Raw genomic sequence first — 22,562 nt, forward strand, 5'->3', positions numbered from 1 at the left:
CGCCGCGCTGCATTACAGCAGCGCGCGCCTGTGCCGGAACATGCGGCCGGTGCCGTTGCATGCCCCGCATCTGCAAACGCTGCCGGCACCCGCGGATCCGCTGGCGACGCTGCGCGGTGCAGCCGACGGCGCGGCGCTGCGGTTGCGGCACAGCGATGCGGCGTTGCATCGCCGCCTGCAACCGGACGCACCACTCGAGCGGCTGCTCTTCGAGCTGATGGAGCAGTTGCGCTGCGAGACGTTCATCCCGGCGGGCATGCCCGGCGTGGCGAAGAATGTGCGCGATCGCTTCGAGGCTTGGTCGCGCGCGATGCACATCGCTGGCGTGGCCGACAGTCATGTCGGGCTGCTGCTCTATACCGTCGCCCAGATGGGCTGGTCGCGGCTCACCGGCTATCCGGTCATCGAGGACACGGAAGGTCTCATCGAAGCCACGCGAATGGCCATCGCGCCACAAATCGGCGGCGCCCTCGCGGGCATGCGCCGAACGTGTGCCGATCAGGCCGCCTTCGCCGTGTACGCGCGCGCGCTAGCCGCCGATATCGCGGGCCTGATTCGTGCCGCCGGCGCTGACCAGGCCGAGGGCGATGCCAAGGACGACGAGGACGAAAAAGGTGTGCGCAACGCGTTCTCGCTGTTTCTCGATATCGACGATCAGGAGGACGATGGCATCACGCTCGCGCATTCGGGCGATAGCCGCGTGCTCAAGGCGTCGGCGCAGGGCTACTGCGTATTCACCCAGCGTTACGACCGTGAGCTGTATGCCGGCACGCTCGTGCGCCGGGCGCTGCTGACGGAATTTCGCGAACGGCTCGACGAGCGCATCGTCGCGCAGGCGATCAACGTGCCGAGGCTTGCGCGCGCGCTCAAGGCGGCGCTGGCGGTGCCGCAGCGCGACGGCTGGTCGTTCGGCGAAGAGCACGGGCGTATCGACGGACGGCGGCTCGCGCAACTGGTCAGCTCGCCTGCCGAGCGGCGGCTGTTCCGGCTCGAAAAGCACACGTTGATTGCCGAGTCGATGGTGAGCTTGCTAATCGACTGTTCCGGGTCGATGAAGGCCCAGATCGAAGCGGTTGCGATGATTGTCGACGTCCTGTCGCGGGCGCTCGATGCGGCGGGCATCACCAACGAAATCCTCGGTTTCACCACCGGCGCATGGAACGGCGGACGCGCGCGCACCGATTGGCTCGCGCGCGGCAAGCCCAAGTTCCCGGGGCGTTTGAACGAAGTCTCGCATCTGATCTTCAAGGACGCCGTGACGAGTTGGCGCCGAGCCCGGTCCGACATCGCGTCGCTGTTCAAGGCCGATCTGTTCCGCGAGGGCGTCGATGGCGAGGCCGTCGAGTGGGCGTGCGAGCGGTTGCGCTCGCGCAGCGTCAACCGACGCCTGCTGATCGTGATTTCCGACGGCAGTCCGATGGACGCCGCCACCAACCAGGCCAACGACGACCACTATCTCGACCATCACCTGCGCGAAGTCGTGGCGCAACAGCAGGCGCTCGGCGATGTGGAAGTGCTCGGGCTCGGCGTGGGTCTCGATCTCAGCCCGTATTACCGGAACTCGCTGGCGCTGGACCTGACGTCGCCGCCCGACATGACGATGCTCTCGCGACTCGTCGACTGGATCGGCACTGGTGGTCGTCGCGCACACACTTAACCGCCGCCCGCGTTGTCGTCCCTAAGCCATTTCCATCAACGCGCTCACCATCAAATGGGTGCCCAACAGGATCAACGTGAGAAAGGCGAGACGCCGCGTTGTCACGCTCGAGAGCGGAGGCGGATAACGGCGTGCGAACAGGGTGGCGAACGTCACGACCGGTAGCGCGACGGCCGCCTGCCAGATCATCGACGCGGGCAACTGTCCCGCGAAGGCACTGTAGAGCGTGCGGATCGACGCCGTGACGGCGAACAACAGAATCAACGCACAACGAATCTGCACCAGGGTGAGCGGCTGGCGATAGAAATAGAAGATCAGCGGCGGCCCGGAAATGCCGAACATCCCGCTGAGCAATCCGCCGAAGATGCCGCTGAGGAAGAACCCCGTGTCGCCGGAGCGCTCGGTCTTCGGCGCGGGGCGCAGCGCCGAGCCAATACCTCCGTACAGCACGACCGCGCCGAGCAGCAGATGCAGCGCGTTCGACGCGGTGCCGTTCAGGTAATCGAAGAGCAACACGCCGACAACGACCGATGGCAGGATGCCCAGGGTCGCCGCGCCTACCGCCCGCCAGTCGATGTGATGCAGCGTGCCCGGCAGCGCAAGGGCGCTGTTTATCAGCGTGACCAGACTCACCAGAATGGCCACGCTCGCCACCGGCGCCAGCCCGAACCCGCTGGCGCCGCCCAGAACGATCATGCCCAGCCCGAAGCCCGTGACCGTCTGGAAATACGTGGCGAAGCCCAGCAACAGCATCAACGGCAGGTAGGCCGCAATGGCGTGAAGCGTCATGGCCGGGTGGCGAGCGGCGAGGTTCCGGTGAGCTTGGCCTGGGCGGCCTGCGCCTGCACGCAGGTCACGCCGATCACGTAATAGATATCGTCGGCGCTGCAGCCGCGCGACAGGTCGTTGGCCGGCCGGTTCAGCCCTTGCAGGAGCGGGCCGATGGCTTTCGCTCCGCCGATGCGTTCCGCGAGCTTGTAGCCGATATTGCCCGCGTCGAGATTCGGGAAGATGAGCGTATTGGCATGGCCCTCGACTTGCGAGTGCACGACCTTGCGCTGGGCAATCTCGGCGACGATGGCCGCATCGAGCTGGACGTCGCCATCGATGGCCAGGTCCGGCCGCGCCGCTTGTACGAGATGGGTCGCCTGGACCACCTTGTCGACGGCCGCATGCTTCGCGCTGCCGCTGGTCGAGAACGACAGCATCGCCACGCGCGGTGGCTCCATGAGCAGGGCGCTGGCACTGTCGGCGGCGGCCAGTGCAATCTGCGCGAGCTGGGCGGCGTCGGGATCGACGACCAGGGCGCAGTCGGAAAAGATCAGGCCGCCCTTCATCGTATGGAACGGCTCGCAGAGCATCATCAGGAAGAAGCTCGACACGAGTTGGAACGACGGCTGCACCCCGATGATCTGTATCGCCATGCGCACCACGTCGGCCGTGGTGTTGACCGCGCCGGCGACGGAGCCGTCGGCGTGGCCGAGCCGCACCATCATGTTGGCGAAGCCCAGCGGCGCGCGCATTTCCTCGACGGCTTGCTCGCGCGTCATGCCCTTTTTGGCGCGCATGCCGTACCAGGTCTCGGCGAAGGCATCGGTCAGCGGCGACGTGGCCGGATCGATCAGTTCCATGCCGGCCAGGTCGATGTGCGCCGCCTCGGCCGCTCGTTGTGTCTTGCCGATGTCACCAACGAGCAAGATGCGGGCGATGCCCTCGCGCGTGGCCCGTGCGGCGGCGGCGAGCACCCGCTCGTCTTCCGATTCGCACAGCACGATGCGCATCGGTGCGTGGCGCGCCGTGTCGATAATGCGATGGATGGCTTTCATGATGTCGATGTCAAAAAAAAGAAAGCGCCCCCGGCACCCACAGAGCCGGGAGCGCTGTCACACGAACGACCTCGACGACGTTAGACGTAGTCCTTGTACTTGTCGAGCATGCGCACCGGCTTGGCCAGCGCGTCGCGACGGAACGGGTCGCCCAGCTCGCGGGTACACATGATTTCGATGATCGTCGTCTTGCCGTGGTTCATCTGCAGGTCGATGGCCTTCTTGAGCGCCGGACCCACGTCTTCCAGACGATCGACCACGATGCCCTCCGCGCCCATCGCGCGGGCGATGTTGGCAAAGCTCGGGCTATCGAGTTCGCCCGCCACGAAGCGGCGGTTGTAGAAGTCGACCTGGTTCTTCTTCTCCGCACCCCACTGACGGTTGTGGAAGACCACGGCCGTGACCGGAATGTTGTGACGCACGCAGGTGAGCGTTTCCATCAGGCTCATGCCCCAGGCGCCGTCGCCGGCATACGAAATGGCCGGACGGTGCGGCGCGGCAACCTTCGCGCCGATGATCGTCGGGAACGCGTAGCCGCAATTGCCCCAACTCATGGCCGCGAAGAAGCTGCGCGGCTTGTTGAAGCGCAGGTAGCTGTTCGCCACCGAGTTGATGTTGCCGATGTCGGTCGACACCATGACGTCTTCCGGCATGGCCTTTTCCAGCTCGCGCAACACCTGACGCGGATGCAGATACTCGCCGCCGTTGAACGTGCGCTCTTGCTTCTGCTCTTCGATCATGTCGAGGCTGTACGGATCGCGTTCGTGAGTCCACTCGTCGAGTTCCTTCTCCCACGCGGCCTTCTCCGTGGCGATCTGGTCGGCGCGGGCGGCACGCGTGGCATCGCACGCGAGGGTGCGCTCGGCCAGACGCTGCGACAGCGCAATGGCGGCAGCCTTCGCATCGCCGCAGATACCGACCGAGATCTTCTTCACGAGGCCGAGCATCTTGTGATCGGCATCGATCTGGATGATCTTCGCGTTCTTCGGCCAGTAGTCCATGCCGTGCTGCGGCAGCGTGCCGAACGGTCCGAGGCGCGAGCCGAGCGCCACGACCACGTCGGCCTGCGCCAGCAGCTTCATGGCGGCCTTCGAGCCCTGATAGCCGAGCGGGCCGCACCACAGCGGATGGTTGGCCGGGAACGAATCGTTATGCAGATAGCTGTTCACGACCGGCGCGCCCAGACGTTCGGCGAGCGCCTTGCACTCTTCGATGGCGTCGCCCATGACCACGCCGCCGCCCGAGATGATGACCGGGAACTTGGCTTGCGCGAGCAGTTCGGCCGCTTCGTTCAGGCGCTCGTCGCCGCCTGCGCCACGATCGAGACGTTGCGGACGCGGAATCTCGGCCTTGATCTGGCCGTAGAAATAGTCACGCGGAATATTGAGTTGCGTCGGGCCCATTTCGGCCATCGCGCGGTCGAAGCAGCGGCCGGTGAATTCGGCCATGCGGGCCGGGTGGGTCACGTGGCCCTGGTACTTCGTGAATTCCTGGAACATCGGGAGCTGCTTGGCTTCCTGGAAGCCGCCGAGGCCAATGCCCATCGTGCCGGCTTCAGGCGTGACGATCACGACCGGGCTGTGTGCCCAGTAAGCGGCGGCAATCGCCGTCACGCAGTTGCTGATGCCCGGGCCGTTCTGTCCGATCACGACACCGTGACGGCCCGAGACGCGAGCGTAGCCGTCGGCCATGTGGCCGGCGCCTTGCTCATGCACCACCGGAATCAGACGAATGCCGGCCGGCGCGAAGATGTCCATCGCATCCATGAAGGCCGAGCCCATGATGCCGAACATCTCGCTCACACCGTTGGCGACCATTGTTTCGACGAAGGCTTCAGACGGCGTCATGGCCTGCGGGCCACCGTCGGAGGCGGTCAGTTGTTGGGTGGCCGTAGCCGAATCTTTGGCGCTCATGGATGTCTCCAGTGAAAAATAAACGGAACAAATAATTCCGATTTAGTTGTGTAAGTGGAAATTTAGGCGAAGTATCTACCGTGGTCAATCAGTATTTTTATTATTTGGTACGTTTTGTATTGAAAAATGAGATTAACGACGACAGGGCCATGGATCCACGAGATGTCGGGGGCGTCTTAGAGCGCAGGGCGGTCTTTGCGGAAGGCGTTTTTCACTTCGATCTTGCCGTCGCGCAGGGTGAAGACGTCGACCATGCGGGCCTCGACGCGGGTGCCATCGGCTTTCGTGCCACGAAACGTCGATTCGGACACGCCGCGATTGCCGGTGACGAAATGCACGCCCTCGGTCCACGATGCGTCGGGGAAGGTCTCCCACGCGGACTGGAACGCGGTGCGCACGGCGTCACGGCCTTCGAAGGTGCGGCCCATCATGTCAGGGCCGGCGACGGCGTGGAACACGCAGGTATCGGTCATGCAGGCCATGAGGGCGTCGATGTCGTGCCGGTTCCAGGCGTCATTGAAGGTCGTGAGCAACTGGATGTCGGTGGAGTCGTGTTGAGTCGTCATGGCAAATTCCAGAAAAGGCAAAGAGGCAAAGGGTTCAACGCGCTTCGTCTTGCGCGTGATACTTCTGATAGAGGAAGCGCTGGCCGATGCGGCGGAACGGCGCGAAGCCCTGCCACTGCACGGCGCCGAACACGTTCGGGTATTGGAGGGCCGAGTCGTAGATCGGCAGGTTCCACGACGGATCGCGCTCTCCGGCAATGCGTTGTGCGAGGCGGCGACCGGCATGCGCGGAGAACGACACACCGTTGCCGCCGTAACCCACTGCATAGAAGAGGCTTTGTCGCGGATCGGGCTGTGTCACGCGCGGCATCATGTCGTGGCTCACGTCGACCCAGCCCCACCACGAATAGTCGATGCGAATGCCGCGCAGCGCCGGAAACTTGCGGTGCAGGCCTTCGACGAGCACCGCCATGTGCTTCGGATTCTGTGCGTCGGCACCGGTGATCGAGCTGCGGCTGCCGATCTGAACGCGGTTGTCGGGCAGCAGACGGTAGTAGTAGCGCAGCGTGCGCGTATCGGTAATGACTTCGTGGGTGCGGAAGTTCGTCGCGGCGAGTTCGTCGGGCGTGAGCACGCGCGTCACCAGCGAGTTCGACAGAATCGGCATGATCTTGGCGCGCAGGGCCTTCGTCACGTCGTTGCGCGTGTAGCCGCCAGTCGCGAAGGCGACGGCTTTGGCGCGCACCACCCCGCGCGGCGTGCGCACGTGATGCACACCGTTGATCGTCTGCACATCCAGCACGGGTGTGGACGGATGCACGCGAGCGCCGAGGGCGCGGGCCATGCGCAGATAGCCGAACGCGAGCTTGAGCGGGTGCACGCCGATGCCGTCGGGCTCGTGCATCGCGCCGCAGTTTTCCTGGTCGTCGACATACTGCTCGCGAACGTCGTCGCGCGAGAGGATGCGCGTGTCGTAACCGAAAACGTCGTGCATGACCTTGGCTTCGTTGCGCAGGAATTCCATCTTGCGATCGCGGTGCGCGATGTAGAGATGGCCGCCCGGTTGAGGCTCGCACTCGGGCACTTCGGCGATGAGCGACTTGAACGTATTGAAGCCCTCGCGAATTTCGGCATCGAGACGCAGGGCCGTTTCCTTGCCCCAACGCGCGATCCATTGCGAGCGATAGAGTCGTCCGCTGGCGTTTTGTCCCTGGCCGCCGTTGCGGCTGGTACAGCCCCAGCATGTGCGGTTCGCTTCGAGCACCATGGCGCGAATGCCGTGCTCGCGAGCGAGGAACAGCGCGGTCGCCAGACCGGTGAAACCGGCACCGACGATGACCACGTCGACATCGGCATCGCCGGGCAGCGGGCCGTCGTCTTCGGGCGCATCGCCCGCGGTGGCGACCCAGTAAGTGGGCGCGTAGTCCATGCCGAGGCCGGGGCTGGCAGAGACTAGCGGATCGTAGAGGGGATCGTATGGCGCAGCTTCGGAGCGACGATCCAGCGCGAAGGTTTCAATCGTACCCACGGTAGGCTCCTGACGGAAATGTGACCATACTGCCAAGAACATTTTGCCGCGATTAGTACCACCGCCGCTTTGTGATGGTGCCAGTGAAAAGCGGCACCGTTGCAGCGTTTTCGCGGGTCGGTGAGCGCCTCTCTGGCACCACATTTTTGTCTCATGTGGCTCTAAACGGCGCGAATTTTGGCTGTGGATACTGGGCCAGAAAACCGGCCTCTGATCGTCATTCGGCGATGCGGGCCACGTGTGCGCCGCAGTGGCCGGTGCACACAAGCCGATCAACGCCTCGCGCAGCGGAGAGAGATGATGCTCAGATGGTTCATTGGTCTTGGATTGCCGTATCTCGGTGTCGTGGGAATGCTGCCGTGGGCGGCGTCCGTCGATCGCTACGTGCTCGGGGTGCCGTTCATTTACGGCTGGATTTTCCTGTGGTTCGTGCTCACGTCCGGCTGCCTTGCGCTGTGCTGGGCGCTCTTCGACCGACATACCGTCGAGGAACCGGCGTAACGGCCGTTTCCCCTTAGTGCCTGGCGGCCGGCGTGTTTTGCCGTCGTGCCCAGCTCGCGCAGACAGCGCGACCAGCGCTTCATTAACGAATCTCCGGAGATTGCGTCGATGGCAACCCTCATCTTTGCCGGCTTCATCCTGTTGTCGGTTTATCTCGCCTTGCGAGCGCGCGGAGGACGCGGCCCGCAGAGCGTGCACGATTTTTTCGTCGCGTCACGCCAGTTCGGCGCGTGGCTCGTGTTCTTCCTCGCGGCCGGCGAGATCTACAGCATTGGCACGATGGTCGGCTTTCCCGGCGGCATTTACGCCAAGGGGCCGACGTATGGCGTTTGGTTTCTCGGCTACATCCTGCTGGCCTATCCGGTCGGGTATTTCCTCGGCCCGAAGATCTGGGATGCGGGCAAACGCTACAACGCGATCACACTGCCCGATCTGTTCAAGGGGCACTTTCAAAATCGCTTTCTCGAACTCGTGGTGGCGGTGACCGCCATCGTCTTCCTGTTGCCTTGGGGCCAGTTGCAGTTCACCGGTCTGGTGGCGGCGCTCAAGGGGCTGGGGTGGAACTTCCAGCCGCTGTGGCTCATCGCTTTTTCGGCGATGCTGGCCTTCATCTACATCGCCATTGCAGGCGTGCGCGCGTCGGCCTATATCGCCGTTCTCAAGGACGTGCTGATGGTGGCCGCCATCGTCATCACCGGTGTGGCCGTGGCGTGGGAAGTGGGCGTGACGCCGGTGTTCCAGGCCGCGAGCCAGCACGTGAGCAACGCGATGAACACGCAACAGCTCACGTTCGCCATGACGACCATCGTCTTCCAGTCGCTCGGCATGTACGTCATGCCATTTGGCGTGCAGAACTTCTTCACGGCGAAAAGTGCCTCGACGATTCGCCGCACGCAGGTCGCCATGCCGCTGTACATGCTGATGTATCCGTTCCTCGTGCTGGCGTCGTATTACGCGATCAGCCGGAACATCACACTGGCGTCGCCGAACGAGGCGTTCTTCGCCGCCGTGACGCAATTGCTGCCGTCGTGGCTGGTCGGGCTCGTGGCGGCAGGCGCGGCGTTGTCGGGGTTGCTGGTGCTCGCGGGGATTTGCCTCGCACTGGGCCCCATCGTCACGCGAAACATTCTGTCGGGCATGCCTGAGCATCGTCAGAAAGCCAGCTCGAAGGTCGTGATCGTGCTGTATCTGCTGGGCTCCATCGTACTTACGCTGCTCACGCCGAACCTCATGCTGACGCTGATCAATATGGCCTATTACGGGGTGACGCAGTTCCTGCCGGGCGTGATCGCCGTGGTCCTGCGACTGCGTGTCCGGGCGTCAGCGGTCGCGGCCGGCGTGCTGGCCGGTCAGGGGCTGGCGCTCGTGCTTTACTTCAAGAATCCGGACCTTGGCGGCGTGAACCTCGGGCTGATCTGCCTGGTCGTCAACATCGTGGTGATGTCGGTGCTCAACTTGCTGCTTGGCGGCAGTCGCGAGCGTTCGATGGACACGGGGGTCGGCTCGCTTTCCACCTACAAGAAGTCGTGATGACAGACAGAGACAACACCGCAGCCAGCCGCGACGACATTCGCGTCTACGTCGCCCGCAAGATCCTGACGATGAACCCGGCGCAACCGGTTGCGACGCACGTGGCCGTGTGCGACGGCCGCATCCTGGCCGTCGGCGATTTGCAGGACATGCGGCGCTGGACCGACGCGGCACCGATCGACACATTGCGCGACAAGGTGTTGATGCCCGGACTGGTGGAGGGGCACTGCCACCTCATGGAGGGCGCGATGTGGGATGCCGTCTACGTGGGTTACTACGACCGGCGCGGCCCCGATGGACACTTGTGGGAAGGGTTGAAGTCGCCGGCCGCCGTGCTGGAGCGCCTGCGCGAGGCTGAGCAACGCATGACCGGCGACCCCAAGCCGTTGCTGGCCTGGGGCTACGACCCGATCTTCTTCGAGGGCGCGCCGCTCGTCGCGCGCGACCTCGATGCCGTGTCCGCCACCCGGCCCATTGCGATCCTGCATGCCAGTGTGCATCTGATGAATGTGAATTCGGCAATGCTCGCGCTGGCGGGCATCGACGGCGACACCGATGTCGAAGGCGTCGTCATGGGCGCTGACGGCGAGCCGACCGGTGAATTGCAGGAGTTCGCGGCGATGTTTCCGGTGTATCGGGTCATTGGGGAAGGACTATCGATTGCCGCGAGCGAGAGTGTTCGCGCGATCTGGAATTTCGGACGCGTTGCGCAGCTCGCCGGGGTGACGACGGCCACCGACCTCGTCAACGACTTGACGCCGTCGGGCAATGCGAATCTTCGCGAGGTGACAGGTGACCCGACATATCCGATCCGCATCGTGCCGGCGTTTGCGCCGCAGCGCTGCCCGGAAGGGGGGCCGCAACGCGTGTTGAGCGCGCGTGAGGGCAACACGGACAAGCTTCATTACGGGCCGGTCAAATTCATTGTCGACGGCTCGATTCAAGGCTTTACGGCGCGGCTGCGCTGGCCGGGATACCACAATGGCAAGCCCAACGGGCTCTGGCTGATTCCACCGTCGCAACTGGTCGAGACGTTCATGCCGTTCCACGCGGCTGGCCTGCAATTGCATATTCATACGAATGGCGACGAGGCGACCGACGTCGTGCTTGATGCGATCGAGGCGATGCTGGCGCTGCATCCGCGTGTCGATCATCGCCACACGTTGCAGCACTGCCAGATGGCCGATGCCGCGCAACTCACGCGAGCGCAGCGGCTCGGCATGTGTGTGAACTTCTTCGCGAACCACGTCTACTACTGGGGCGACGCACACTATCACCAAACGATGGGCCCGGATCGCGCCAATCGGATGGATGCCGCCGAGGTCGCCCGTCAGATCGGCCTGCCGTTCGCCTTGCATTCGGATGCGCCGATCACCCAGCTCAATCCGCTGTTCACCGCGTGGTGCGCGGCCAAACGGGAGACGTCGTCGGGACGCGTGCTGGGCGAGTCGCTGCGCTTGCCGGTGGCGGATGCCTTGCACGCGATCACGTTGGGTGCCGCGTTCTCGTTGGGCATGGATCATTTGGTCGGGAGTGTCGAAGTCGGCAAGTACGCCGACTTTGCCGTCCTTGAGGCGGATCCGTTCGAGGTGCCCGTCGACGATCTGCGACAGATGCCGGTGTGGGGCACGGTGCTCGGGGGCGAGGTGTTCCGCGCCCCGGCGTGACGACGATGCAAGGCAGTCAACCCCTCGCACCCGCAGCGGTCGCTGCGGCGCCCAGGCCTCCGATCCCGATGGTCGTCCTGGGCGGCTATCTCGGTGCGGGCAAGACCACGCTTGTCAACGCGCTGCTGCATAATGCCGAGGGGTTGCGCGTTACCGTGCTCGTCAACGACTTCGGTTCGATCAATGTCGACGCGTCGCTCATTCGTGAGCGAGGCGACGACGTGATCGGACTTGAGAACGGCTGTGTGTGCTGCACCATTGGCGGACGCCTGGTCGAGACGCTGATCTCGCTGGGCGAGCGCGCGCAGCGGCCCGACTTGCTCGTGATTGAGGCGAGCGGTGTGTCCGATCCGCTGCGCATCGCGCAGGTGGGGTTGCTCGACAAGGCATTCCGCCTGCATGGCATTGTGGTGGCGGTAGACGTCGATGGCATTGACGCCGTACTGGACGATCGCTATGTCGGCGACATCGTCCGGCGTCAGATTGCGGCGGCCAGCACGCTCGTGCTGACCAAGACCGATCTGGTGAGCGACGCCAGGTTGCAGGCCGTCAGAGAGCGACTGGCATCGCTGGGGGCAACGCAGGTCGTTGTCACCGCGAACCAGGGCGTCGTGCCACCCGCCATTCTCTTTCCCGATGACGTGATGACCTTGCCCGGGTTGCTGAGCCCGCGCCCGATGGAGTCGGCATCACGCGCGTTGCCGCGTGGACTGCGCAGTTTCAGCGTCGCGACCGGTGGCGTGTTCGACCGGTCGCGACTGAAAGCGGCGCTGGCCCTGTTGGGCGACAAACTGCTGCGCGCGAAGGGCTTCGTGGCGCTGCAGGCCGGTCAGATGAGCGAGCTGCATGTCGTCGGGCGTCGTTCGATGCTCACACGTCGCTCGGATCTGCCTGCCGCGTCGTCGGTCATCGTGTTCATCGGCATTGTTTCGGACGAAGACGAGCGTCGGCTCACGCAGGCGCTCGAAGCCGCCATGCTTCGAGGCGCGTGCGACGACGAGGCTATGCGATAGGCGGCGTGAATTGCTGCGCGTGAAAACGAGGCACGCTCAGACCGTTACGTCGCTAAGTTCGAGCAAGGCTGTCTCCAGAATGCCGAGAGCTTCGTCGAACACCGCTTGTTCTATGGTCAGCGGAAACAGGAAGCGAATCACGTTGCCATGGGCACCGCAACTCAGCAGCAGCAGGCCCTGTTCCAGTGCGCGGGCCTGGATCCGTTTCACGACTTCCGGTGCCGGCGCTCCGGTTTGGGGATCGTGGAATTCCGCCGCTACCATTGCGCCCGGTCCGCGCACTTCGACAAGCTGCGGCACCGAAGCCTGTAGCTTGCGCAGGCGCGCCTTCAACTGGTTGCCTAAGGTCTCGGCGCGCGATGAAAGCTGCTCTTCCTCGATCACATCCAGTACCGCATGCGCTGCCGCAACGGCCAGCGGATTCCCCGCATATGTCCCGCCCAGCCCCCCCGGCGCGGCTGCATCCATGATCTCCGTGCGACCGACGACTGCCGACAGTGGCATGCCGCCTGCCAAACTCTTGGCTACGGTCATCAGGTCGGGTATCACGTCGTAGTGTTGCATCGCGAAAAGCTTGCCTGTACGAGAAAAGCCGCTTTGCACCTCGTCCGCGATCAGCAGGATGCCGTGCTGCGTGCATAACGCGCGCAAGGCACGCACGAACTCCGGCGGCGCCTGGTAGAAGCCACCTTCGCCCTGCACCGGCTCGAAGATGATCGCGGCTACCCGCTGCGGGTCGATGTCGCTCTTGAACAGCTGTTCGATCGCCGCGAGGCTCTGCGCCGAGTCGATCTCGTGCAGTGCCGATGGGAACGGCACGTGGTACACCTCGCCAGGGAACGGCCCGAAACCCTTCTTGTATGGCTCGACCTTGCCCGTCAGCGCCATGGTCATCATTGTCCGACCGTGGAATGCCCCGCCGAATGCGATCACCCCCGTACGTCCCGTGGCGGCACGTGCGATCTTGATCGCGTTTTCGACAGCCTCGGCGCCGGTGGTGAAGAAGGCGGTCTTCTTCGAATGGTCACCCGGCGTGCAGGCATTCAAGCGCTCGGCCAACGTCACATACGATTCATACGGCACGATCTGGTATGCCGTGTGCGTGAAGCGATCCAGTTGTTCGCGAATCGCCGCTACGATCTTGGGGTGACGATGCCCTGTGTTGAGCACAGCGATGCCGCTGGCGAAGTCGATGAAACGCCGTCCTTCGACATCCCAGAGCTCGGCATTTTTCGCTCGTTCCGCATAGAAATCGCACATGACTCCGATCCCGCGCGGGGTGGCGGCATTTTTGCGCGCGTGAAATTCCGCATTCAACATTTCGACTCCTGAGTGGTCCGGTTGCCGCGCCGAGGTTCGGCACGATCTGGCTGATAGTTCGGAATATACTCAGGTCTGGTTCTTAAAAAAGAGCCATTTCATTATCTTTGATGGAGCCGCTTTTTTGGCGAATGAGGTGCGGCTTCGCCTCGGATGGGAATGGACAGTCGCTGAGGGAGAATCGTGCCCGCCGATCCGAATGGCTGAGCATTGGTATTTTCGGCAGCGCTTGTCTACGGCTTCAGGTGCTTTTCGATGACGCGGGCGAGGCTGTCGAAGGCGGGCTCAATACGGTTGTTGGGCACGCACGCATAGCCGAGCAACAGGCCCGATTGTGCCGAGGCTGGGTCGATGTAATAGCGCGTCAGAGGCCGCACCACGATGCCCGCTTCCAGTGCTTCGTCGGTAATTCTCTCATCCGAAATGGGGTTATCGTGCGGGTCTCGTGACTGCCCATGCAGGCCAAGCACCAGGTGCAATCCGGCTTCGTCGCCCATCACCGGCAGCGCATCGCCGAAGTTGGCGCGAATCGTATCGATCAACAAGGTGCGCCGCTCGCCGTACAGCGCGCGCATATGTCGAATGTGCGAGGTCAGGTAGCCATCGATGATGAAGTCGGTCAGCAGCGCTTGCTGCATCAACTGGCCTTCGCGATACAGCTCCGACAGGCCGGTGCGAAAGTGTTCGATCAGGTTCTCGGGCACGACCATATAGCCCATGCGCAAACCGGGGAACATGGTCTTGCCGAAGCTACCGACATAGATGACCTGACCTGCCGTATCCAGTCCTTGTAGCGATGAGATCGGCCGGCTGCCATAGCGAAATTCGCTGTCGTAGTCGTCCTCGATCACCCAAGTACGATGCTTGCTCGCGAAATCCAACAGCATTCGGCGGCGCGACAGGCTCATTACCATCCCCATCGGATACTGGTGCGATGGCGTGACGAGAATCAAGCGCGGTGGTGGGCCCTGCATGTCCTCCACGCTCGGGTTGAGGCCTTCGGTATCGATCGGGATCGGCTTCAGTTCGAGGCCCGACATCCGGAACACGCTGCGCACACCCCAATAGCACGGCTCTTCCAGCCACGCGACGTCGCCAATATCGCTCAGCAGCTTGACTGCCAGGTCGACCGACTGATGCACGCCGGTCGTGATGATGATCTGATCGGGATTGCAATTGACCGAACGTGCCACGCGCAGATAATCCGACAGGGCACGTCGTAACGGACGGTAGCCGCTGCCCGATGCATATGTCAGCAGTTCATGGCTGGGTTGGCGCCAGAGCTTGGCTTGGAGGCGGTTCCATGTCTTGCTCGGGAATTCGGAGGTGTCCGGTACGCCGGGCATGAAAGCACCCCATTGTCGCTTTGATACGCCCGCCTGATCGATCATTTGCTGCCCCCGCGTCGACAAGCGCTTGTGCGGCTGCTCGTGCGATGTCATCTCCGAGGCGGCCGTATCGACAGCGCGCGCGGGCCGCGTATCCGCCACGTACGTGCCGCTGCCCGTGGACGAAGTGACATAACCCTCGGCAGTCAGTTGGTCATAGACGTGCAGCACGGTATTGCGCGCCACCCGCAAATCGGATGCGAGCGTTCGCGAGGAGGGCAGCTTCGTGCCGGGCGGCAACTGGCCGCTCAGGATGGCCTGCTGGAGCAGGCTATTGATCTGGCGATATGCCGGCTCGCCGCCCGCCTTGTCGAGATGCTGGATCAGCCAGTCCGACAGAATGATTGCGTCCAAAGTGGTCCCATCCAGAATAAAGAAATGGTTCCCTATTGTAGGGCCAAGTCAGTCTATATTCGGATTCAAGTTAAGTTCCACGGCGTCGCAAACGTCGTGACGCCCTAAGCGCATTGGGCTTGTCGCGCTTCGGTGCGCGCATATCAACCAGGGATGAAGAGGCCCGCGATGGTGAACAGCAAACAGGTACTGGTGAGTTTTCGTCGCGTGAGCAAGACCTACGACGGCGAAACGTTGGTGGTCAAACAACTCGACCTCGACATCTACCAAGGCGAATTCCTGACCTTGCTGGGGCCGTCGGGATCGGGCAAGACCACTTGCCTGATGATGCTGGCCGGGTTCGAGTACCCCACCGGCGGAGAGATCTGGCTCGACGGTGTGCTGCTCAACACGGTGCCGCCGCATCAGCGCAATATCGGCATGGTTTTTCAGAACTACGCACTTTTTCCACACTTGAGCGTGGCGCAGAACGTTGAATACCCGCTGAAGGTGCGCCGCGTGCCTGGCGCCGACCGTGCGAGGAGAGTGGCCGCAGCGCTGGATATGGTGCAGATGGGGAGTTTTGGCAAGCGCTATCCGGCGCAGTTGTCGGGGGGGCAGCAGCAGCGTATCGCGTTGGCACGCGCACTGGTGTTCGAGCCGCGTCTAGTGTTGATGGACGAGCCGCTGGGTGCGCTCGACAAGCAACTGCGCGAACACATGCAACTGGAGCTCAAGGCGTTGCACGAGAGGTTAGGCGTGACTTTCGTGTATGTGACGCACGATCAGGGCGAAGCGTTGACGATGTCCGATCGTGTCGCCGTGTTCGATCAAGGTTATGTACAGCAGCTCGATACCGTGGACCGCTTGTATGAGTCACCGTGCAATCAATTCGTTGCGAACTTCATTGGCGACAGTAACCGCCTGCGCGGGGTGGTCTCACAACTGGGGGACGACTACTGTACGTTGCGGCTCGCGGACGGAAGCGAGGTTCGCGGCATGAGCGTTCACGCGTCGGCGGCTCGCGACGTCGGCAGTACGGGTCGTCGCGCCCAGATTGGCGAAGTGGTGAGCGCATGCATCCGCCCCGAACGCATGCGCCTGATTGACCCGGCTTCGTCGGTCGACGGCGGCGTTAATGGCGTGGTGGGACGTGCAGCCGGCCTGATCTATTTCGGCGACCACGTGCGCATGCGCTGCCAATTGCCGCAGCAGGACGAATGCTTCGTGAAGGTGCCGCTGGGAACGCCGGCGCTCAAGCACTTTGTGCCAGGCGTACCGGTCGCGCTCGCGTTTGAGCCGGAACATCTGCGCGTATTCACTTGATCAAGATATCCCGTTTCCTTGTCTAGTTGTCCGTCTGACCATCAACAGGAGTTGAAGATGAAGAAGGTTGTAAACACAGTATTCGTCGTTGCCGGCGCCATGCTGTTCGGCGTTGCCCAAGCCGCCGACGTGACCGTTGTCAACTTCGGCGGTGCCAACGGCGACGCCCAGAAAGCAGCTTTCGTGCAGCCGTTCGAGAAGGCCACCGGCCATCATGTGACGAGCGTCGAGTACAACGGCGAGCAGGCCAAGGTCAAGGCCATGGTCGAAGCCAAGCGTGTGAATTGGGACTTGGTCGAAGTCGAGTCCGGCGACCTTGGCCGTGGCTGCGACGAGGGATTGTACGAAAAGCTCGACTGGAGCAAGATCGGGCCGAAGAATGGATTCACGCCCGCCGCGGTGCAGACCTGTGGCGCAGGCATTTTCATCTGGTCGACGGTTTTGGCATACAACGCCAGCGCGCTCAAGACTGCGCCGACGGGTTGGGCCGATTTCTGGGATACCAAGAAATTCCCGGGCAAGCGCGCGATGCGCAAGGGCGCACGCGGCAATCTTGAATTTGCGCTGATGGCCGACGGCGTTGCGCCCAAGGATGTCTATCGCGTGTTGTCGACCAAGGAGGGTGTCGATCGAGCCTTCAAGAAGCTGAGCGAACTCAAGCCGTCGATTCAGTGGTGGGAAGCGGGCGCTCAGCCACCGCAATTCCTGGTGGCCGGTGACGTTGTCATGTCGACGGCGTTCAACGGCCGCATCGATGCGGCGCAGCGCGAGGGAAAGAACCTGAAGGTGGTCTGGAACGGCAGTATCTACGATCTCGACTACTGGGCGATTCCGAAGGGATCGCCGAAGAAGGACCTGGCACTGCAATACATCGCATATTCGCTGTCGACACCCGCGCAGAGTGCCTATGCCAAGCACATAGCCTACGGCCCGGTCAGCAATGAGGCGGTCAAGTCGCTCGATGCCTCCACCCTGAAAGACTTGCCTAACTCGCCGGCTAACGTGACGACTGCTGTGCTTCAGAACATCGACTTCTGGACGGATCGCGGCGATGAACTCGAGCAACGCTTTGCGGCATGGGCCTCGAAATAAGACGATGTAGCAAGCCTATGCTTCGGGTTCGCGCGGCACCGACGAGCGAACCCGAAACGGTAGTGGAATCGCAAGATTCGACGTCGAGAAAAGAGATCTCCTACATGCAAACCGCAACACTGGCCGTTGCCGAGAACATGCGACTCGTTAAAGACGAGTTGCGTCAGACCCGGAATCGAAAGCGGATCAAGGCGCTGGCCTTGGTTGCACCGCTGGCGATTTTTCTGCTCCTGATCTTTGTCGTGCCGATTGCGATGCTACTCACTCGCGCGGTCGAGAATCCCGAGGTCGTCGGCGCCTTGCCCACGACAAGCCGCACGCTGCACGGCTGGGATCGCAAGCAGTTGCCCGGCGACGCCGCGTACGTCGCACTGATGAGTGATCTGACGGCGCTACAGGACGGCGATAGCCTTGGCGGCCTCGCGCGACGCCTCAACACGGAATTACCTGGATTTCACACACTAGTGATGAAGACGGCGCGGGCGTTGCCGTTTACCGATGACGACGGCAAGACAGTGCCGCTCACACAGGCGCGCGAGCGGCTGGTGAATTTTGATGCGCGATGGGGCGAACTGCCCTATTGGCAGGCGATCGCCAAGAACAGCAGCCGCTACTCTGCGTTCTATGTGCTCGCGGCGCTGGACCATCGGCAGAATGCGTTCGGCGAAGTGGTGCCGGCCGACCCGGACGCGTCGATCTACCTGAACATCTTTGCGCGCACTTTCGGCATCAGCGCCGTGGTGACATGCTTCGCCTTGTTGATCGGCTTTCCGCTTGCCTATTGGATTTCGACGCTGCCGGGCCGGCGCGCGAACTTGATGATGATCCTGGTGTTGATCCCATTCTGGACGTCCATTCTCGTGCGTGTCGCCGCATGGATCGTGTTGCTGCAGGGGCAAGGCTTGGTCAACAAGGCACTGATGGCGAGCGGCATGACACGCGCGCCACTCGAGCTGCTTTTCAATCGGGTCGGCGTGTACATCTCAATGACCCATATCTTGTTGCCCTTCATGATCTTGCCGCTGTATAGCGTGATGAAATCGATTCCTCCGACGTATCAGCGCGCGGCCGTCTCGCTGGGGAGTCATCCGTTCGCGGCATTTTGGCGCGTCTATTTGCCGCAAACCTATCCGGGCGTTGGCGCTGGCGCGCTGCTGGTGTTCATCCTGTCGATCGGCTACTACATCACACCAGCGTTGCTGGGCGGACCCAACGACCAGATGATCAGCTACTACGTGGCCTATTTCACGAACGTTTCCATCAATTGGGGTATGGCGTGTGCATTGGGCGGCCTGTTGCTTGCCGCCACGCTCGTGCTGTATGTGGTCTATGGGCGCCTGACGCGCGCGGAATTGGGCATGGGGTGAGCAATGAGACAACCAGCAATCAATTCTCATAACGCGTATCAGGAGCCGCCGGCAACCGGTGGTCGTCCATCGCGCTTTCCGCCGTATGTTTCCCTGGTCGAGCGGCTCTGGTACTACCTGCTGCGCGCGGGTAACGCGCTTACGCTGTTGTTCCTCGTGCTGCCGGTTCTGGTGATGGTGCCGCTGTCGTTCTCGGACAGCACCTTCCTCGCGTATCCGATCCCGGCGTACTCGCTGCGCTGGTATCACAACCTGTTTAACTCCGACGAGTGGATGTCGGCGGCACGCAATAGTTTCATTATTGCGCCGTTGGCCACCTTGCTGGCGACGATACTGGGCACGCTGGCTGCAACGGGGCTGAACCAGGTGCAATTTCGCGGCAAGGCGATCCTGATGGCGGTGCTGATGTCACCGATGATCGTGCCGGTGATCGTGGTCGGCGTCGGCATGTATCTGTGCTTCGCGCCGTTGGGGCTGGCCGGCACTTACCTGGGCATGGTGCTGGCGCACGCCGCGCTGGGCGCACCGTTTGTGGTCACCACGGTGTCGGCCACCTTGCGGGGTTTCAACCAGAATTTGGTGCGTGCGAGCCTGTCGCTGGGGGCAGGCCCCCTGGAAACCTTTTTTCGCGTAACGCTGCCGGTGATTGCGCCAGGGGTGATATCGGGGGCGCTGTTCGCCTTCGCGACCTCGTTTGACGATGTGGTCGTGACGCTGTTTCTCGCCGGACCGGGGCAGGCGACGCTCCCGCGTCAGATGTTTACCGGGATTCGTGAAAACATCAGCCCGACCATCGCTGCGCTTGCGACCATCCTGATCGTCTTTTCCACTTGTCTGCTACTTGTGCTCGAGTGGCTGCGGGGGCGAGGTGCCAAGCGTAACGCTACATAAGCGCACGTTGGCCCGTCCGAAGGCATGCCGCATCGTCTCGATGCCAGCGGTAGTCAACGAATGAGGGCGGTGGCAAGCGGTCGTCGGAATTTGAACGTTCGCCCATCGACAGAATCTCTGCCACCGCCCTTGTCACACCGACCTATCTCAGATCTCGAAGCCCGGGTCCGGCGAGCGCAGCTTGCGCCAGATCGACCGGACGGTGAACGCCACGAGCAGGACCGTCAGGCTGGCCACCCCGAGGGCGAGCGGCGTGCGCTGGTCCGGGATGAAGGCCATTGCCCCGACAATCGACAGCATGCCGATAATCGCGACCCAGGTGAGGTACGGGTAGCCCCACATCCGAATCTTGAGCTTGCCCGGCGCCTCGCGCTCCAGCCGCTTGCGCAGTTTCAACTGCGAGAAGGCGATGAGCACATACACGAAGATCGCTACCGTGCCGTACGAGTTCACGAGAAAGGCGAACACCGTATCGGGCGACACGTAGGACATCACTACGGCCGCATAGCCGAACAGCGTGCCGATGAGAATGGCGCGAACCGGCACGCCACGCGCATTGAGCTTGGCCAGCGAGCGCGGGGCATCGCCACGGCGCGTGAGCGCGAAGAGCATGCGCGACGAGGCGTACAAACCCGAGTTCAGTGCCGAGAGCACGGCGGTCAGCACCACGGCGTTCATGATGTGCGCCGCGGCCGGGATGTGCATCGCTTCGAGCGCGCTCACATACGGCGTGGCCATGCTGGCGGAGTTCCAGGGCACGAGCATCACCACCAGCAGGATCGAGCCGATGTAGAAGAACAGCACCCGGCCGATGACCGAGTTGGTGGCGCGCGCCACGGCTTGCTGCGGCTCGGCCGCTTCGGCGGCGGCAATCGTCACGATCTCCGCGCCGAAGTAAAAGCCGGTCGCCGCGACCGCACCGGCCATCACTGGGCCAATGCCGTTGGGCATGAAGCCGCCGTGCGAGAGCAGGTGTCCGGTGCTTGCCACCGCGCCCGGCCACAGGCCGAACACAAAGAGCCCGCCGAGGAACAGGAACACGACGATGGCCGCGACCTTGATCGACGCGAACCAGAATTCGAACTCGCCGTAGGACGCCACCGACACCAGATTCGTCAATGTCAGCACCACCAGCAACGCGAGACTGATGGCCCAGGCCGGGATGCCGGGGAGCCAGAACTGGATCAGGTTGGCACCCGCGACCGCTTCGACCGCGACCACGATCACCCAGAAGTACCAGTACATCCAGCCTGTCAGAAAGCCGGCCAGCTCACCGCCGACCGGCTTGTCGTTCCAGGCGAGCCGCGCGTACTCGTAAAACGACCCCACCGCGGGCAGCGCACACGCCATCTCGCCGAGCATGCGCATCACGAGCACCACGAGCGCGCCGGTAATCAGGAACGACAGCACGGCCGCCGGGCCGGCGGCATGCACGACTACGCCACTGCCGACGAAAAGGCCTGCACCGATCACGCCGCCCAGCGCGATCATGCTCATGTGCCGCTGCTTGAGGCTCGATTGCAGATGCGTGCCCTGTTCACGATTGGCCATGACGACCTCCCGTGATGGGGCGTGCGATGTGCACGGCGCTATCGCAGACGCTGATGGAACAAGGGGAGAGGGAGAACCGGGGGGGAACCGCCAATGCGACAACGCGCCGCTCACGGGCAACACGCCCGACCTGCAATGTCTCGACTACCACACAACCTCCTGAAGACCTTATCTGACGGCAGGTGCGGCGGGGGGAGCCGCCCTGCGTCTTTTGTAATGACCAACGGACCTGCTTACGTCTTGTCAGACCTTGCCTTTCCAGGGCACTAGCACGCGCTCGAGGTAGCGCATGATCAGATCGAATCCGAACGCGAAAAAGCCGATCACGATGATCCCCATGATCACGATGTCCGACGCGAGGAATTCCGCCGCGTTGAGCACCATGAAACCGAGTCCGCTCGATGCCGCCACCATTTCGGCAGCGACCAGCGTTGTCCAGCCCACGCCGATGCCGATGCGCATGCCGGTGAAGATCTCCGGCAGTGCCGACTTCACGATCACGTGCATGACGATCTGGCGCGGCGAAGCGCCCATCGAATAGGCCGCGTGAATCTGCTCCATCGACACCGAGCGCACGCCTGCCCGTGCCGCAATGGCCAGCGGGGCGAAGATGGCCAGGTAAATCAGGAACACCTTCGAGAATTCACCGATGCCGAACCAGATGATGACGAGCGGCAAGTAGGCCAGCGGCGGCAGCGGGCGGTAGAACTCGATCGGCGGATCGAACACGCCGCGGCCGATGCGCGACACGCCCATGAGAATGCCCACCGGGATCGCGGTCACACAGGCCAGCGCAAAGGCGCCGAAGACGCGATACAGACTCGCGAGCGTGTGCTCCCACAGTGTCGAGCCGGCAAAGCCCTCCGTGGCGACCTGCATGAACTTCTCGATGATCGCGCGCGGTCCCGGCAGGAACAGCGGCTTGATCATGCCCGACGACGTAATGGCGATCCAGAGCAGCAACAGGGCAACCACGGTCACGACGCTGATCGCCAGGCTCGGGCCTTGGCCGGGGGCGCCGAACGACTCACCGGCCTTGACCGGGCGCGGGGCAAACATGCGCGCGAAGAAACCGCGCCGACGCGGTGTACGGGGCGCAACCGCCGGGCGGCGCGCGCCGGGCGAATTGGCGGCAGCGGCGGGGGGGGGGGGG

General features: G+C 63.0%; 18 protein-coding genes. 9 read left to right on the top strand and 9 right to left on the bottom strand.

All coding sequences use genetic code 11. The features are described 5' to 3' along the window. Positions 1–1,657, top strand: a 1,657-nt coding sequence (locus A985_RS0121695; protein ID WP_017235479.1) for a hypothetical protein, incomplete at its 5' end; no start/stop codon positions are given. A 21-nt stretch (positions 1,658–1,678) separates the two neighbouring features. Here A985_RS0121695 and A985_RS0121700 read toward each other — a convergent pair. The 5 genes from A985_RS0121700 to A985_RS0121720 all read right to left on the bottom strand — a co-directional run bounded on the left by A985_RS0121700 (position 1,679) and on the right by A985_RS0121720 (position 7,430). Then, the gene (locus tag A985_RS0121700) at positions 1,679–2,446 is read right to left on the bottom strand and encodes a sulfite exporter TauE/SafE family protein (protein WP_017235480.1); all 768 of its coding nucleotides are present in this window, start codon (positions 2,444–2,446) and stop codon (positions 1,679–1,681) included. Continuing rightward, a complete protein-coding gene (gene pta, locus A985_RS0121705; RefSeq protein ID WP_017235481.1) occupies positions 2,443–3,483 on the bottom strand; it encodes a phosphate acetyltransferase in 1,041 nt (346 codons plus the stop codon). The genes A985_RS0121700 and pta overlap by 4 nt, the downstream gene beginning before the upstream one ends. Positions 3,484–3,563: 80 nt before the next feature. Then, on the bottom strand, positions 3,564–5,396 hold the full coding sequence (gene xsc / locus A985_RS0121710) for a sulfoacetaldehyde acetyltransferase (protein ID WP_017235482.1): 1,833 nt from the start codon (positions 5,394–5,396) through the stop codon (positions 3,564–3,566). A gap of 176 nt (positions 5,397–5,572) precedes the next feature. Beyond that, positions 5,573–5,962 (bottom strand): nuclear transport factor 2 family protein, encoded by a 390-nt coding sequence (locus A985_RS0121715; protein WP_017235483.1) that lies wholly within the window; start codon positions 5,960–5,962, stop codon positions 5,573–5,575. Between the two features lie 34 nt (positions 5,963–5,996). After that, positions 5,997–7,430, bottom strand: coding sequence for an FAD-binding oxidoreductase (locus tag A985_RS0121720; protein ID WP_017235484.1), 1,434 nt, complete (start codon positions 7,428–7,430; stop codon positions 5,997–5,999). 300 nt (positions 7,431–7,730) lie between these two features. On the opposite strand from A985_RS0121720, the gene A985_RS0121725 reads away from it, so the two are divergent. From A985_RS0121725 to A985_RS26595, 4 genes are all read left to right on the top strand, one after another. Further along, positions 7,731–7,931 (top strand): DUF3311 domain-containing protein, encoded by a 201-nt coding sequence (locus A985_RS0121725; protein ID WP_026132274.1) that lies wholly within the window; start codon positions 7,731–7,733, stop codon positions 7,929–7,931. 108 nt (positions 7,932–8,039) lie between these two features. Next, positions 8,040–9,461, top strand: a complete 1,422-nt coding sequence (locus A985_RS0121730; protein ID WP_017235486.1) for a sodium:solute symporter — start codon at positions 8,040–8,042, stop codon at positions 9,459–9,461. Beyond that, the gene (locus A985_RS0121735) at positions 9,461–11,128 is read left to right on the top strand and encodes an amidohydrolase (protein WP_017235487.1); all 1,668 of its coding nucleotides are present in this window, start codon (positions 9,461–9,463) and stop codon (positions 11,126–11,128) included. The genes A985_RS0121730 and A985_RS0121735 overlap by 1 nt, the downstream gene beginning before the upstream one ends. A gap of 68 nt (positions 11,129–11,196) precedes the next feature. Further along, positions 11,197–12,141, top strand: a complete 945-nt coding sequence (locus A985_RS26595) for a GTP-binding protein (RefSeq protein WP_017235488.1) — start codon at positions 11,197–11,199, stop codon at positions 12,139–12,141. 36 nt (positions 12,142–12,177) lie between these two features. Here A985_RS26595 and gabT read toward each other — a convergent pair whose 3' ends face one another. Then, positions 12,178–13,461, bottom strand: coding sequence for a 4-aminobutyrate--2-oxoglutarate transaminase (gabT, locus tag A985_RS0121745; protein WP_017235489.1), 1,284 nt, complete (start codon positions 13,459–13,461; stop codon positions 12,178–12,180). Positions 13,462–13,694: 233 nt separating this feature from the next. Next, positions 13,695–15,203: a PLP-dependent aminotransferase family protein gene (locus A985_RS0121750; RefSeq protein ID WP_017235490.1), complete on the bottom strand. Its 1,509-nt coding sequence runs from the start codon at positions 15,201–15,203 to the stop codon at positions 13,695–13,697. 171 nt (positions 15,204–15,374) lie between these two features. Here A985_RS0121750 and A985_RS0121755 point away from each other — a divergent pair, with 171 nt between their 5' ends. From A985_RS0121755 to A985_RS0121770, 4 genes are all read left to right on the top strand, one after another. Then, entirely contained in the window at positions 15,375–16,508 is a 1,134-nt protein-coding gene (locus A985_RS0121755; RefSeq protein ID WP_026132275.1) for an ABC transporter ATP-binding protein, read from the top strand. A 57-nt stretch (positions 16,509–16,565) separates the two neighbouring features. After that, complete coding sequence (locus A985_RS0121760; RefSeq protein ID WP_017235492.1) at positions 16,566–17,600, top strand: ABC transporter substrate-binding protein; 1,035 nt, start codon at positions 16,566–16,568, stop codon at positions 17,598–17,600. Positions 17,601–17,704: 104 nt separating this feature from the next. Further along, on the top strand, positions 17,705–18,967 hold the full coding sequence (locus tag A985_RS0121765; protein WP_026132276.1) for an ABC transporter permease: 1,263 nt from the start codon (positions 17,705–17,707) through the stop codon (positions 18,965–18,967). 3 nt (positions 18,968–18,970) lie between these two features. Next, on the top strand, positions 18,971–19,858 hold the full coding sequence (locus A985_RS0121770; RefSeq protein WP_017235494.1) for an ABC transporter permease: 888 nt from the start codon (positions 18,971–18,973) through the stop codon (positions 19,856–19,858). A 147-nt stretch (positions 19,859–20,005) separates the two neighbouring features. Here A985_RS0121770 and A985_RS0121775 read toward each other — a convergent pair whose 3' ends face one another. Both A985_RS0121775 and A985_RS0121780 read right to left on the bottom strand, forming a co-directional pair. Continuing rightward, entirely contained in the window at positions 20,006–21,409 is a 1,404-nt protein-coding gene (locus A985_RS0121775) for an amino acid permease (RefSeq protein ID WP_017235495.1), read from the bottom strand. Between the two features lie 243 nt (positions 21,410–21,652). Further along, positions 21,653–22,468: an ABC transporter permease subunit gene (locus A985_RS0121780; RefSeq protein WP_017235496.1), complete on the bottom strand. Its 816-nt coding sequence runs from the start codon at positions 22,466–22,468 to the stop codon at positions 21,653–21,655. Positions 22,469–22,562: the final 94 nt, after the last annotated feature.

It is taken from the genome of Pandoraea sp. B-6 (assembly GCF_000282835.1).
GTDB lineage: Bacteria > Pseudomonadota > Gammaproteobacteria > Burkholderiales > Burkholderiaceae > Pandoraea > Pandoraea cepalis.

Excerpts from the sequence above, each read along its gene's own strand:
- A985_RS0121700 (WP_017235480.1), bottom strand. The coding sequence starts at position 2,446 with ATGACGCTTCACGCCATTGCGGCCTACCTGCCGTTGATGCTGTTGCTG.
- pta (WP_017235481.1), bottom strand. The coding sequence starts at position 3,483 with ATGAAAGCCATCCATCGCATTATCGACACGGCGCGCCACGCACCGATG.
- xsc (WP_017235482.1), bottom strand. The coding sequence starts at position 5,396 with ATGAGCGCCAAAGATTCGGCTACGGCCACCCAACAACTGACCGCCTCC.
- A985_RS0121715 (WP_017235483.1), bottom strand. The coding sequence starts at position 5,962 with ATGACGACTCAACACGACTCCACCGACATCCAGTTGCTCACGACCTTC.
- A985_RS0121725 (WP_026132274.1), top strand. The coding sequence starts at position 7,731 with ATGCTCAGATGGTTCATTGGTCTTGGATTGCCGTATCTCGGTGTCGTG.
- A985_RS0121730 (WP_017235486.1), top strand. The coding sequence starts at position 8,040 with ATGGCAACCCTCATCTTTGCCGGCTTCATCCTGTTGTCGGTTTATCTC.
- A985_RS0121735 (WP_017235487.1), top strand. The coding sequence starts at position 9,461 with ATGACAGACAGAGACAACACCGCAGCCAGCCGCGACGACATTCGCGTC.
- A985_RS26595 (WP_017235488.1), top strand. The coding sequence starts at position 11,197 with ATGGTCGTCCTGGGCGGCTATCTCGGTGCGGGCAAGACCACGCTTGTC.
- gabT (WP_017235489.1), bottom strand. The coding sequence starts at position 13,461 with ATGTTGAATGCGGAATTTCACGCGCGCAAAAATGCCGCCACCCCGCGC.
- A985_RS0121760 (WP_017235492.1), top strand. The coding sequence starts at position 16,566 with ATGAAGAAGGTTGTAAACACAGTATTCGTCGTTGCCGGCGCCATGCTG.
- A985_RS0121765 (WP_026132276.1), top strand. The coding sequence starts at position 17,705 with ATGCAAACCGCAACACTGGCCGTTGCCGAGAACATGCGACTCGTTAAA.
- A985_RS0121770 (WP_017235494.1), top strand. The coding sequence starts at position 18,971 with ATGAGACAACCAGCAATCAATTCTCATAACGCGTATCAGGAGCCGCCG.
- A985_RS0121775 (WP_017235495.1), bottom strand. The coding sequence starts at position 21,409 with ATGGCCAATCGTGAACAGGGCACGCATCTGCAATCGAGCCTCAAGCAG.
- A985_RS0121780 (WP_017235496.1), bottom strand. The coding sequence starts at position 22,468 with ATGTTTGCCCCGCGCCCGGTCAAGGCCGGTGAGTCGTTCGGCGCCCCC.